Origin of the sequence: Synechococcus sp. PCC 6716, assembly GCF_022570815.1 — a bacterium.
In the GTDB taxonomy this organism is placed as follows: domain Bacteria; phylum Cyanobacteriota; class Cyanobacteriia; order Thermosynechococcales; family Thermosynechococcaceae; genus Thermosynechococcus; species Thermosynechococcus lividus.
Genome location: NZ_JAKLTU010000046.1, coordinates 1 through 12,273, shown reverse-complemented (window position 1 = coordinate 12,273; position 12,273 = coordinate 1). Strand labels below are relative to the sequence as shown.

Below are 12,273 nucleotides of genomic sequence, written 5' to 3'. Positions count from 1 at the left end.
GTTTGGTGGAGTTTCCATTCGATCGCCTTCCCCCTGAAGAGGAAGGGAGAAATACACATTATCAATCGCGATGGCCATCGGAACGTTTCCATTCGATCGCCTTCCCCCTGAAGAGGAAGGTGCTATATAAGAAAAACCTGCACCGATTAGCAGACCCCGACCGTTTCCATTCGATCGCCTTCCCCCTGAAGAGGAAGGAAAAAATCACGTGGCTTGACGACGCTAGGGGTGATGTTTCCATTCGATCGCCTTCCCCCTGAAGAGGAAGGCTGGCTACGCTCGAGGCCTGGGCAAATTTTTTTTAGTAGGGGGTTTCCATTCGATCGCCTTCCCCCTGAAGAGGAAGGTTGACGGGTTGATGATTCCCATCATCTGCCACGAGAATAAGTTTCCATTCGATCGCCTTCCCCCTGAAGAGGAAGGACTCAGCGCGGGGAGCCATCGTGCTCCCGACGTTTGTTTCCATTCGATCGCCTTCCCCCTGAAGAGGAAGGATGAGACAGATAGCGACAACAACGGCAATTGTGCTGATGGTTTCCATTCGATCGCCTTCCCCCTGAAGAGGAAGGACGCTGCGGCTCGATCATGGCTGGGGCCGCTCCGTGTATTGTTTCCATTCGATCGCCTTCCCCCTGAAGAGGAAGGATGAGACAGATAGCGACAACAACGGCAATTGTGCTGATGGTTTCCATTCGATCGCCTTCCCCCTGAAGAGGAAGGAGTACCCCTATACTAGCCGCTCCCTGAGCGAACTGCAACCCCCTATTCCGAGGGATCCCCGTTGCAAGCAAGCAATGTTTTTTATACGGCACAGTATAAAATACTCAAAGCCGCTTGCTGAGCGACTCCGAGGGATCCAACGCATTAATGAGGCATCGAGGCTATTCGGCAGATCCCTCGGAGCTTGCTGCATAGTCTGAACAACGCTCAAGGATAAAAACACAGTCATAAGCTTATTGCCCTATGCCTTCCTATACTGCTTTTTCATTCATCCGAAGTCTGATTGTTGCCTGCTGCAATGGCTTTTTTACCCTTGTCATTCTGCTGATTGCACCCTTGGGGTTAGCAGCAGTCATTACTACGACCCTACTGGTCATGGTCAGCAGCTTCTTAGCCAGTGTCGCGGTCGATCGCATCTTAAAGCCCTTATCTCCCCGTCGGCTCAACTATCAGGATACCAGCCCCCTAACCTCAGAACGGCGCTCACAACTCAAAACCCGTCCGCAGTCTAGCGATATTGAACCCTACTTCTAGAGGGCAGCGAATGACCCAGACCCTTTACCTCTCTCGACAGGGATGCCAGGTCTCCCTCGATGCAGAGTACATTACGGTTTTCCACCAAAAGAAACTTATCCAGCAAGTTCAACTGCCCTTAATTGACTTGATTTTGATCTTTGGCTACTCACAGCTAACAACCCAGCTTATTCGTGCCTGTTTACAGCGATCGATCACCATCGCTTACCTATCCAAATCAGGGTATTGTTATGGTCGTTTATTGCCGCTCCAGCGATCTCATCCTACCTTCATGCGCTTACAAGCCCAGTTGAGCGATGCCCAAAAATTGTTTGCTGCTCAGCAACTCATTCATGCGAAGTTACGCAACTCACGGGTGATCTTGATGCGCCAACAACGGCGGCGACCTCACCCCACCCTTGAGCTGAGCATTAACTGCCTTGACGTACTTGCAAAGCGCAGCCTAGAGAGCCACACCCTGCAAACGTTACAGGGCATTGAAGGGAGTGGTGCCCGGCATTACTACGATGCCCTAGCAGAGTGTTTTCAGCATCCACAACTCTCATTTCAAGGCCGCAGCCGTCGCCCTCCTGGTAATGAAATTAATGCCCTCCTCAGCTTTGGTTACCAAGTGCTTTGGAATCATCTTTTGGGTATCGTCGAAAACCTTGGGCTTGATCCCTATGCTGGCTGCCTACACCAACAGCATCACAATCATGCCGCCCTTGTCTCTGATCTCCTAGAACCCTTCCGCGCGCCAATTATTGACTCCCTTGTTTTGCAACTCGTCAACAGGCGCCTCATCCGCCCTGAAGACAATTTTCGCTTTGAAGCGGGCGGCTGTTTCCTCAATGAGCACGGACGGCAGCGGTTTCTCAAGCACTTTATTCAGCGCATGGAGCAACAAACCCAAGAAGAGCCATTTTGGCACGTCCTAGCACGACAGGTACGTGCGTTTTGCCAGTGGTTGCGCTGCCCAGACCACCTCTGGTGCTATCGAATCGACTAGTCTATGCTACTGTACGTCATTGCCTACGACATCCCCAGCAATAAACGCCGCCGTAAAGTTGCCGAATTATTGGAAGGCTACGGTCAGCGGGTGCAGTTTAGCGTGTTCGAGGCAAGGCTGGCTCCCAAACAACTGCAACAACTGCGCGATCGCCTGTATCGCCGTCTCAAGCCCAGCGAAGATCATGTGCGCATTTATCCCCTCAGTCACCACACCGAAGCCAACATTCTCATCCTTGGCACAGGTCAGTCTCCCTTAGAGCCACCCACCAGCCAAGTCATCTAATGCAAGCCACGATCCAGCTTATCCAACACAAAACAGTTCCCCTCATAGTGGCCAAAGATCCGCTTAGCATCTTGATCTGCCCACGCATCGAGTTCATGGGTTGATGGTGGGCAAGGGTTTCCCTTCAGGGGCTTAAAATCTAGCGATTGCAGATGATGGCCATCCTGCAAATAACGCGCCAACTCATCAATTCGCTCATTCACCAGCACTAACCGATCCTTAGCAATCCCTTCTACACTGCGCTTAAACGAGTCACTAAAAATAATCCGGTCACTCGGCGCAGGGTGCAGCTTTTCTGCATAAATGTGCTTTTTGGTGCGCTGCCAAACCAACTCTCCCCAAGGGGATAAGTCCACCTGATCATCAACGCGCCACAGTAGCGTTTCAGGAATCCTATCGGTGTGCTGGGCGGGCAACTTAAGATGCAGTTGCCGAAACGTCAAGAGGTTATCCCGCACCGTTTCCTCTGCCACCAGCCGCACCGGCAGACGAGGAATACGCAGCAAATCAGAGGTTTCAAACACATATACCGTTTCATCCCCATAGAAAAACGCAAGGGTCTGAAGGAACCCCTGCACACTCTTGAACCCTCCCGTGAGGTTAAAAATCACCCGAAAGCCGCCTTGCCGATAGCCATCAACCGTCTGTTCACACCACTCAATCAGCTCGGATAGAGCCGACTGAAATGCCTCCATATCCTTGGTTTGCAGATCCCTCTGGCGATAGACCTCAACGTGAACACTCCCTAAGCGCTGGCGCTGCACCACACTCTTGAACCAAGCTTCAACAAGTCGCGCTGTTTGCTCTCCCAGCCACGTATCAGTACACAGTAAATAGTGGCAATCACCGCTGTTCGGCTTGAACTGCTCTCCATAGAGCTTAACAATGCCGTTAACCTCCGCAGACATTTTGGCCGCCTCTGCCACAGTGGTGCCCTCAGACAACAGTTTGGCGCGCACTCGCTCAACCAGTGCCTCAAGAGTTTGCCGATCTGCTGCCGGAATCGTCGCTGCCTCCTTCGCATTGGCATAGGTACTCACTAGCCTACGCTCTTGGGTCTTCGCTGCATTGGTCAATAAACTGGTACCGCAGGGAGATAGCACAAAGATCCGCTCCGAGGTAGCTTGAGGCATTCTTAGACACCCTACCAACGCACTGCAAAAATGACAATTACTATGTTAAGCTAAAAATCCTGAGTACAAAACAATGAATATTCAATATTAGCGACAAAATATAAAATACTGTTAAAAATTATGAAAAATTGTTTGTGTTGACCCCCATGCATCGCTGGGCTTAAGTAAGCTGGAGAAATCTTCGGTAGCTCTACGGCGCAGTAGCCTGAATTGCACGGATGTTCCATTCATGTATTACGAACGCAAGCTCTTTGCCCTCCTCCATGATCCCTACCTCAAAGCCCTCTACAGAAATAAAAGCAGTAAAGGCCCATGGCAACAGGTGACGTGCCTCTATCACCTTCGAAGTGACCTCGAAACATGGTGGAACACCCACGGCGGCATCAAGTCAGACCATCTTGCCTCAGCCTCAGATCGGGTGAGTTTTACCAGTGCCATGCGAACCTCCCCCACCACGGCGAATGCCGTCACCCAAGTAGAAGTTTGCCATCCAATGACCGGCGTAAAAAGCACCCTCAACTTTGCCTTTGCTGGCAGCCTCAACGACGATCATTTAGCAACCATTGAGGGGCAGTCCATCTGGGAGGCCATCCGCCAAGACAGGGATGCGGAAAAAGTTTTCTGGTGGTTCTGGCGGTTTTATGGAGACGCCATTGCGGAGGATAACCGCATTAAACAGCAGGCTGCCTACCCTAGGGATGTGCTGCTGTTGCCCGCCGATACACGAATTCCCGACTGCCCCCTCGAAGCCCACACTGCCATTACTGCTGCTTTGGCGGGCACTCTATTTCCTCAAGGCACACCCAACGAGGCAACGCCCCAGCACCCATGGCTGTTGATGTTTTCTTTTGCTCCTGTGCAGGAATTCATCAAATCCTCGCGCAAGCTACTAGATTTTTGGGCGGGTTCCTATCTGCTGCACTACCTGAGTGCGCAGGTGTGTTGGTTCCTAGCCGAGCGCTATGGCCCTGATGTTGTCATTACCCCCAATCTCTATAACCAAACTATTATTGATGCCTTCCTGTTACGGAAATATCCTGATTTTGCAGCCGACTTTCAGCGCTTGGGCATTCCCAATCCGTCAACAACCTCCAGCCTCACCACCGCAGGGTTCCCCAACGTCATTACGGCACTCATTCCCGCTCAAGATAAAGAAACCATTGGCCATGAACTGCAAGCCCATCTCCAGCAGACGTGGCTGAGTATTGGCAACAAGGTGCGCGAGAGCATCAAAGCCCATGTGCGCAGGCTCTACGAAGACCCAGACCACATAGCCAAAATTGAAAATTGGATTGCCCAAGAATTTCCGGCGCAGATGGTCACTGACCTATGCAACGAATTCCGCAGTTGGCAGCACGGCGGACAATGGGAATGGAACGCGCTGTGGCAGGCGCAACTGAAGCACTTTTGGGAGAGTTACTGGATTGCTCTACCCCTTGGGAATCCGGAGCAGTCGTTGACGTGCTGGCGGGGGGCACCCACTTACGCAGCGTGGAAAACGGCACAAACCGTCTTAGCCAAAGCTGAGCCTGCCTTACCCACTGAAGTTGAAGAAAAGGTGTACAGCACCATCAATGTTGGGACGTGGTGGCCATTTCTGCAACAACGGCTCGGCCAAGCCCTCTCAGCCCTCAAAAATACTCGCAATTGGCAGTTCCCTGCCTCTGCGGGGGAGCGCTCCTCAATTTCTGGTGCCTACAGTGCCTTGCACCCTAACCTGCTCTACCGAGACCCATTTCGAGAGGGGCATGGGTTGCCCACGAGTTCAATGCGGTTGTTTTGGCACGTGATGGCTCAAGCCTTTCCGGGGCTGTTTAACGGCAAAGAGCGGCTCAATGCCATCGAGGTCACCAAACGTATGGCGTGGACGCATGGGGGGGTGGCAGCGTCTTTGGGGGTAGAGTGCTCTGGGGATGACTATGAAAACTTAGTTCGCTTTCCCAATGCCAGCAGTATCGCTGCGGCTCGCTTTATGGCGACCGAACCCGATCAGGTAAAGCGGTACTGGCACGACCTCAACCGCGAGGTGAAAGCTGATGCGGATCTGCACCCCTACTATGAGCGATTTGGTGGCAAGACCCGTCGCCCGAGTCAGATTCCCCAAGTGGATGCGGCATTGCCAGAGGGCTATAACGGGGTGATGTTCTCGGCAAAATGGCTGGCGGAGGATCTGGGGATTGAAGATAAGGGTTCCTTGGCAGCGCTGCGTGGGGCGGTGAACTGGGTGCAAAAGCGGTTGCACTGGGGCGATCGCTCCCCCGCGGATTGGTGGTGCATCCTCCTTGCGGATGGCGACAGCATGGGCGACTATGTACGGGGGCACCGATTAAAGGCTTACCGTGAGTACGTGGCCAGCAATATTGTGGCGCAGATTGATCAGCAGGCCAAAGACCCAAAATTAACCGAGTGGCACGGCTGGCAAGACTTTATTAACGAAACCCCCAAACGGATGGGGCCAGCCACCCATGTAGGACTCAACCGTGCGCTGCTGGACTTTTCAAACCGCCTTGTGCCCTACTTGGTAGAGCAACGCTACTGTGGCCGCGTGGTTTATAGCGGTGGCGATGATGTCATGGCGGTCTTACCCCTCGAAGATGCCTTGCCCCTCATCCAAGTGCTACGGCAGGCATGGTGTGGCGGTGAGGATGCCGCCGGAGAGTTTGAACCGCAGGGGGGCTATTGGCAAACCGTTCAGGGTAGTAAAGCTGCGAAACACTTGGGTATGCGCCGCCTGTTTACGATGGGGGAGGGTGCCACCATGAGTATGGGGGTGGTGCTGGCTCATAAAAGTGTGCCTTTACCTACTGTGCTAGAGCACCTTTGGCAAGCAGAGAAAGAGCAGGCAAAAAGGCTCCCCGGCAAAGATGGGCTGTGCTTTGAGGTGATCTATGGCTCAGGGAATTCCCTCAGTGCCGTTCTCAAGGGGCACTTGTTTGATCAATGGCAGCACTTAGTGCCGCAAGCGAATGATGATGTGAGTCCATTGTTGTATCGTCTGCTGACCGAGTTACCGCAACATTGCTGGCTGGGAACCGATCAGGTACTAGAACAGGCGATCGCCAGTATTGCTAGCCGCCGCGACAAAGAGTTACCACAAGGGTTTGTGGAGAATTTTAGCAACTGGTGTTGCCAGTGGGAACAATGGGCACTGGCTCATCGGGGGCAGCGGGGCACCGATATGCAAGACCTGCTCAACATCCTACGGCTAACGGCCTTCTTGATTGACAAACGCTTTCCGCCCCACTCTGGGCATGCCGCGATAACTGCTGTTGCCCTCGGCGCAACTTAAGCTTTCGTGTTTGGTATTCCTGTGTCAAAGAAATATGAATCAACTCAACTGGTACCGCTTAGATCCCATCGATGTGCTCCTGTTTCGCGATGCTCGCCCCTTTCAGCCGGGTGAGGGGTCTTGGGCAAAAAGTATTTTTCCGCCCCTGCCAATTACTGTGTTTCAGGCGTTGCGATCGCTGTGTGCCCCCTACACCGAACGCCGCCACGACCTAGAATTTTTAGGGCCGTTTTTCATAGACCTGCACAATCAGGTATGGGTTGCCACCCCCAAAGATTTGATTTGCATTGGGAACCACAACGCGGACAAAGCGGATATCAACGACATCGCGGATCCCGCCAAGGTGAAACGCTTGGCTCGTATCCAACCTGCACCGAAAGACGATCCGGCTTGGATGTACCTCTGTCATCCTTTAAGTTGCAAGTTGCGTCCCATTGTTGAACCCACCCTAGGCAACAATGAGCAACTCCAAGGGCGACCGCAACCCCTAATGCGCCTTGATGCCCTAGCCCTATACCTACAAGGAAAGCTCGATCAACTCAGTGCGAAGGATCACTTCCATGGGGTACCGTGGTCTCGCCAAGTGTTGCCCCATATTTACCTAGAGGAGCAACGCCGCACGGTCAGAGAGGATGGCGGTTACTTTACCGAGGTGGCCAACCGCCTAGAGCCGGGCTGGGGATTTGTTGCTGGAATCAATGTTCCCAACCTTGAAGGTGTGGTGCGTATCGGTGGCGAAGGGCATCAGGCTCAGGTTTACGCCCTCAAAACGAACCCACTGGCTGTGCTGGAACCCTTCTGTGGCCAAGGGGCAGAAACCCTTGCCTACGTCTTAACCCCCGGCTTAGCTCAAGTGGTTGAGGAAGCCCCGATCTATGGTCTGTATCCATGGGAGTGGCGAGATCAATTAGTGGGCGTTGTGGGCGATCGCCCCCTGCTGGCCGGTGGCCTCAGCACCGTTACCCGTCGCAGCGGCCAAATCCAACTGGGCTATTCAGCACAGCGTGCCTATGTCACTGCTGGCACCCTCTATCACTTTGAAGCTCCTCCCCATCCCCACCCCCAGCAACTCCTCAGTGGGGTTGCCGCCAAAGCGCGCCCTACCTTTGAAAAACTGCACTATGGCCAATTGCTGTGGGGCAGTGCATAACCCGCAGACCCACCATGGAGAAGTACATGAGCCTCTCCCCCTACCCTGACTGGAAGACTGATGATGCTTGACCTTGCTTACCTATACCTGTTATCGCCACTGCACACCGGCGGCACCACCCAAGAAGGGAACCTCCTCGGAATTGCGCGGGAATCCCATACAGAATTACCCTACATTCCCTCCAGCACGATTCGGGGGCGGTTGCGCGCCAGTACCCCTAACGGCCACCGGAACCGTCTCTGGGGCAACACCATTGACGATGTCACCAGCGGTGGTACCGATACAAACCTGACCCAAGGCCAAATCTGGGTGGGCGATGGCTCACTGCTGTGGGTACCCGTGCCCTCCCTTAGCCATGGGGTTATCTGGATTAGCTGCCCGATGCTACTGCACCGTTGGCAGCGGCTGGCAACAAAAAATACCGTAACAGCCGTGGCACCCTACAGTACGAATTTAGGCAACAACACGCCGGTTTACCTCAAAGATGCCATCCTCAAAAGTAACGAACTCAAAACTTGGCCAGATTGGCAGCAATGGGTACCCGCCAAACCCAAAACCCAAATCGAGCGGGTCCTAGTCCTTCCCGATCAGCACTGTGCCACCCTCATTCAGATGAGCCTGTGGCGGCAAGTCAAAGTCAAGCTCAGCACCCATAAAACAGTTGAGGGTGGCTTCCGCTACGAAGAAGCAATTCCCCCCGACACCCTCATGTACTTCCCGTGGGGCACCGTAGCACAACTGAATGGTGCTGCCGTTAAAGCTAAAAGTGACCTGCAGGATCTCTTTGATAGCCACACCATTTTGCAAATTGGCGGTCAGGAAAGCCTAGGACGTGGCTTTGTTCAACTTGTGAGCACAGGGAGTTAGAGATGGCCTTTGATCCACGCACGATAGCGAAACCGGTTTACCAGAAATTGAGCGAGATCCACTCCAAAGCAAAGGACGATAACCGACTAAAAGAGCAAAAAAGTCAAGCCGCTGAACTCTACACGTACGTAGCTACTTGGGGCTTGATGCGCCTCAAAGCAGAAGAAGAAGCGTTGAATCAGGAGGGGAAGAAGGATGTTGTCAAGGCGTTTTTTGCAGTTCTTGAGAGCATTTCAGGCAACAAAAACCTAGCCAATGAGAAGGGGTTAGATACCCTTAAGAACTTGGATACCGAAGAGTATCTTGGCTTGACGGGCTTGGGCTTGCAAATTGCCCGTGAATTTAGCTTCTGGACGACTGCTCTTTACGCGGGCATTAGGGAGGCAGATTAATCATTATGGTATCCGACAGACCCCCGCGCCAATCAGCAGGACAAGGCGCCAATAAAAATCATCCAAGCATTCGAAGCGGTAACCGAGGAAGTGCCCCCTCGGAGTGGCTCGGGCATCCCTACGATCCAGAGCCTAAACCCGATTCAACCGCAAGCTTTGTTGAATATCTGCGCTGGATGCGATCGCCGGAGGATGCAGCAACGAAAGACGGCACCAAAGTCAAGCTGTTAACGAAGGCTGAGCAGGGCAACTATAGCCAACGCCTGAAGGTATTAACAGAGCGCACCCGACACATTGCAGGCCACGAGAACTGCTTTGAAGTTACCTGTCCGTGGCGGATTCGGGTCGGTGGTCACCGCGGCCCCGAAAGTATTCTGTTACCTGCCTTCGACAACTTAGGGATTCCCTATATTCCTTCAAGTACCCTGCGGGGGGTTGCCCGTACCCAAGCGTTACGGGAACTAGGCTCCGAAGCCGCCGTGGAGAAATATTTTGGTTCCTTGAATGCTCAGGATCCAGATCGGGCAGGTAAAGTGATTTTCCTTGATGCCTACCCCCTACCGCGACAGAAAAATGGTGGCTTGGCCATGGACATAGCTAACAATCTCTGGAAATGGGAGGGTAATACAGCAAAGTACAAAGCGAATCCTAATCCTTTTTTCTCGCTAAAAGAATGCACGTTCTTAATTGGCTTACGCTTAGCCTCCCACTGCTCACCCTCAGAGCAGCATACACTATCTAAAGTAAAACACTGGCTCATACAGGGGTTACAAGAAGGCATTGGTTCTCAAGTCAATACGGGGTACGGTGCTCTAGTTGAACCTCAGAAGCATCTCAGTCGAGGCTTTTTTAGCGTTGAGTTCACCATCCAAGGACAATTGATCCATGGTCAGCAGCAATTTACTTCGTGGCAATGGAGTGACAGAAGGCAACAATGGGAGATGCGGGGTCAGCCAAAAGCGGAAGTGCGAGCAACTGCCTTTAAGTCGATGTTGCGTTATTGGTTTCGTGTCTTTGCCTGTGGCGTATTGCCCACTCCTGAAGTGCAGTGCCTTGAAGGGCTGGTTTTTGGTACGATTCAACCGAAACCCCAACAGGGATACCTGCGGGTTCGGGTGCTCAATGGTAAAGTGACTCAAGCCGAAGCCCGTTCCAATGACCAAGGCAGAAATGATCCCCACGGTGAGCAAGAAGGCACATTAGTCTTGGATTATTCTCCAGCAGCGCCAGAACTCCAAAGGGAACAGCTAGCCAAGCTAGGGAAAACACTAACGTGGCTGATGTTTCATTTAGGTGGCATTGGCCAAGGAGCACGTCGCCCCTGTTATTCGCGTAGAAACCGTAACCGCGCGCCATGGTGGCGGGGGTCTTCCCTGATTCCAGAGGATGAAAGCCCATTTTGGGATTTGCCAGACACAGGACGTGAGTTTCAAACATTATTTAGAAATACATTGCGTAACTTCTATGAGGCGTTGAGCCAACTCACTCAACTGGCATTATCAACGCAGCACCCCTTAGCTGTTGGTGAAGTTACCCGTGAAAGCTGGCAAGAGGCCGTTGACCAGCATTGCAAAATTGTAGTGTGTAGTGGCCACGAAGAGTTTGGTAAGCCCTTTGCATTGACAGTACTTCACTCACCGCAGCTTAAAATGCGCAGACAAGGAGAGCTAGCCTATGATGGCAACCTCTGCGGCAAAGGAACTGGTGGTGGGAAACCTTCACCCGTATGGATTGCTGATCTAGGAGAGTATCAGGTAGTTACAGTCTTTGGGGCGACTCAGGCACCGCGCAATCAGTACCTTGCTGAACTCAAACGCCAAGCAAGGGAGTATTATCAACTGTGGCCGCTATGAACCACTACTATGAGCTTTTGGGACTAACTCCCGGTGCATCCAAAGCCGACATTAAAGCGGCCTATCGCCGCCTGTGTATCGAGTGCCATCCCGATACGTTGCCCCCCAACACCCCCAAAAAAGCACGGCACATTGTCGAGGAGCATTTCAAGCAGATCAATGAAGCCTATGCCTACTTGATGGAGCACCCTAGCGTGTACGAGCCGCCGCAGGAGTCTGCACAGTCCTCACAGGCAGAAGCACCGCGCTCTATTTTCGATCCCGTACGGATGGACGCTGTTCGCAGGCAACTGGAGGCAGAGCGAAAAGAGATTGAGCAGCAGTATCAGCAAACGCTTGAGGATATTCACCACCACCAACACCAAACGCTCACTCGCCATGGCCTTAAGGTGGCTGATCTAGACAAAATGGATCTCCCTACTAAAATTTCTACTGCTCTAGGGTTGATAGTTCTTAGTCTGCCGAGTTTGGTAGGAGTTGCCTTAGGCGGATTTTTTATGTTCCTCGGCATCGGCTGGCTGATCTTCTGCGGTCTAGCTCTTTGGGGAGTGCTGCTGACAGATACCGTTAACAGCAGTACCTATGAGGTGATTTGTGAGATCAAACAGGCAACGGCAGAGGCTAAAAATCGTGCCAGTAAGCACCGGCAACAACGGCTTCAAGACCAAGAAGTCTTGATTCGGCAGCGGGTTGACTATTTCAAATCATTACCAATAACGATCCTTAGTGACTCTTTTGTAGAAGGGTTAAGCGATAGGGATCAGTTCTTTCTGTTGCTTGCCATTAAAGAACGCGAAGACGCGGAGCAGCTTGTCCGCAATCTGCAAATGGGTGCCAAAATTGCTGTGGGGATTGGTCTAGTGTTCACGATTTCGCGCTTTTTTCTGGGATTTCCGTTTTAACAAATGTCGCAAGAAGTCCCCGATTCTACCGCAGGTGAATCGTGGGATGAATGGCGACCCATAAATCAACGTGCGTAGCACATCCTCTTTGCTATCTGGTAGGATATTATCAGTAACATCCAAAGACGATGTGCTACGCACGTTGATTTATGGGTCGCCA

At 52.5% G+C, this 12,273-nt stretch carries 10 protein-coding genes and 1 CRISPR repeat array; of the genes, 9 read left to right on the top strand and 1 reads right to left on the bottom strand.

Annotated elements, in window-relative coordinates; translation table 11 throughout:
- Nucleotides 1-10: 10 nt before the first annotated feature.
- A CRISPR array of direct repeats spans nucleotides 11-720; the repeat unit is 36 nt; unit sequence GTTTCCATTCGATCGCCTTCCCCCTGAAGAGGAAGG.
- Nucleotides 721-963: 243 nt separating this feature from the next.
- From csx18 to cas2, 3 genes are read left to right on the top strand one after another with little or no spacing between them, the layout of a single operon-like run.
- The gene (gene csx18 / locus L5220_RS13625; protein ID WP_448534128.1) at nucleotides 964-1,254 is read left to right on the top strand and encodes a CRISPR-associated protein Csx18; all 291 of its coding nucleotides are present in this window, start codon (nucleotides 964-966) and stop codon (nucleotides 1,252-1,254) included.
- A 10-nt stretch (nucleotides 1,255-1,264) separates the two neighbouring features.
- The gene (cas1, locus tag L5220_RS13620) at nucleotides 1,265-2,242 is read left to right on the top strand and encodes a CRISPR-associated endonuclease Cas1, Slr7092 subtype (RefSeq protein WP_448534127.1); all 978 of its coding nucleotides are present in this window, start codon (nucleotides 1,265-1,267) and stop codon (nucleotides 2,240-2,242) included.
- Nucleotides 2,243-2,245: 3 nt separating this feature from the next.
- The gene (gene cas2 / locus L5220_RS13615) at nucleotides 2,246-2,527 is read left to right on the top strand and encodes a CRISPR-associated endonuclease Cas2 (protein WP_499499643.1); all 282 of its coding nucleotides are present in this window, start codon (nucleotides 2,246-2,248) and stop codon (nucleotides 2,525-2,527) included.
- Here the strand turns inward: cas2 and L5220_RS13610 are convergent.
- Nucleotides 2,524-3,660 carry a hypothetical protein gene (locus L5220_RS13610; protein WP_499574170.1) on the bottom strand — a complete coding sequence of 379 codons (1,137 nt, stop codon included), beginning with the start codon at nucleotides 3,658-3,660 and terminating at the stop codon, nucleotides 2,524-2,526. The two genes, cas2 and L5220_RS13610, sit on opposite strands and share 4 nt — an antisense overlap.
- A gap of 229 nt (nucleotides 3,661-3,889) precedes the next feature.
- Between L5220_RS13610 and cas10 the strand changes: the two genes are divergently transcribed.
- From cas10 to L5220_RS13580, 6 genes are read left to right on the top strand one after another with little or no spacing between them, the layout of a single operon-like run.
- Nucleotides 3,890-6,949, top strand: a complete 3,060-nt coding sequence (cas10, locus tag L5220_RS13605; protein WP_499574169.1) for a type III-B CRISPR-associated protein Cas10/Cmr2 — start codon at nucleotides 3,890-3,892, stop codon at nucleotides 6,947-6,949.
- A 34-nt stretch (nucleotides 6,950-6,983) separates the two neighbouring features.
- Nucleotides 6,984-8,099 carry a type III-B CRISPR module-associated Cmr3 family protein gene (locus tag L5220_RS13600; protein ID WP_499574167.1) on the top strand — a complete coding sequence of 372 codons (1,116 nt, stop codon included), beginning with the start codon at nucleotides 6,984-6,986 and terminating at the stop codon, nucleotides 8,097-8,099.
- Nucleotides 8,100-8,159: 60 nt separating this feature from the next.
- A complete protein-coding gene (gene cmr4 / locus L5220_RS13595; protein ID WP_499574165.1) occupies nucleotides 8,160-8,966 on the top strand; it encodes a type III-B CRISPR module RAMP protein Cmr4 in 807 nt (268 codons plus the stop codon).
- A 2-nt stretch (nucleotides 8,967-8,968) separates the two neighbouring features.
- The gene (locus L5220_RS13590; RefSeq protein ID WP_448526972.1) at nucleotides 8,969-9,358 is read left to right on the top strand and encodes a hypothetical protein; all 390 of its coding nucleotides are present in this window, start codon (nucleotides 8,969-8,971) and stop codon (nucleotides 9,356-9,358) included.
- Nucleotides 9,359-9,363: 5 nt separating this feature from the next.
- Nucleotides 9,364-11,211: an RAMP superfamily CRISPR-associated protein gene (locus tag L5220_RS13585; protein ID WP_499574163.1), complete on the top strand. Its 1,848-nt coding sequence runs from the start codon at nucleotides 9,364-9,366 to the stop codon at nucleotides 11,209-11,211.
- Nucleotides 11,208-12,113 carry a J domain-containing protein gene (locus L5220_RS13580; RefSeq protein WP_499574172.1) on the top strand — a complete coding sequence of 302 codons (906 nt, stop codon included), beginning with the start codon at nucleotides 11,208-11,210 and terminating at the stop codon, nucleotides 12,111-12,113. Before L5220_RS13585 ends, L5220_RS13580 begins: the two co-directional genes overlap by 4 nt.
- Nucleotides 12,114-12,273: the final 160 nt, after the last annotated feature.

Excerpts from the sequence above, each read along its gene's own strand:
- L5220_RS13585 (WP_499574163.1), top strand. The coding sequence starts at position 9,364 with ATGGTATCCGACAGACCCCCGCGCCAATCAGCAGGACAAGGCGCCAAT.
- csx18 (WP_448534128.1), top strand. The coding sequence starts at position 964 with ATGCCTTCCTATACTGCTTTTTCATTCATCCGAAGTCTGATTGTTGCC.
- cas10 (WP_499574169.1), top strand. The coding sequence starts at position 3,890 with ATGTATTACGAACGCAAGCTCTTTGCCCTCCTCCATGATCCCTACCTC.
- cmr4 (WP_499574165.1), top strand. The coding sequence starts at position 8,160 with ATGATGCTTGACCTTGCTTACCTATACCTGTTATCGCCACTGCACACC.
- L5220_RS13580 (WP_499574172.1), top strand. The coding sequence starts at position 11,208 with ATGAACCACTACTATGAGCTTTTGGGACTAACTCCCGGTGCATCCAAA.
- L5220_RS13610 (WP_499574170.1), bottom strand. The coding sequence starts at position 3,660 with ATGCCTCAAGCTACCTCGGAGCGGATCTTTGTGCTATCTCCCTGCGGT.
- L5220_RS13590 (WP_448526972.1), top strand. The coding sequence starts at position 8,969 with ATGGCCTTTGATCCACGCACGATAGCGAAACCGGTTTACCAGAAATTG.
- L5220_RS13600 (WP_499574167.1), top strand. The coding sequence starts at position 6,984 with ATGAATCAACTCAACTGGTACCGCTTAGATCCCATCGATGTGCTCCTG.
- cas1 (WP_448534127.1), top strand. The coding sequence starts at position 1,265 with ATGACCCAGACCCTTTACCTCTCTCGACAGGGATGCCAGGTCTCCCTC.
- cas2 (WP_499499643.1), top strand. The coding sequence starts at position 2,246 with ATGCTACTGTACGTCATTGCCTACGACATCCCCAGCAATAAACGCCGC.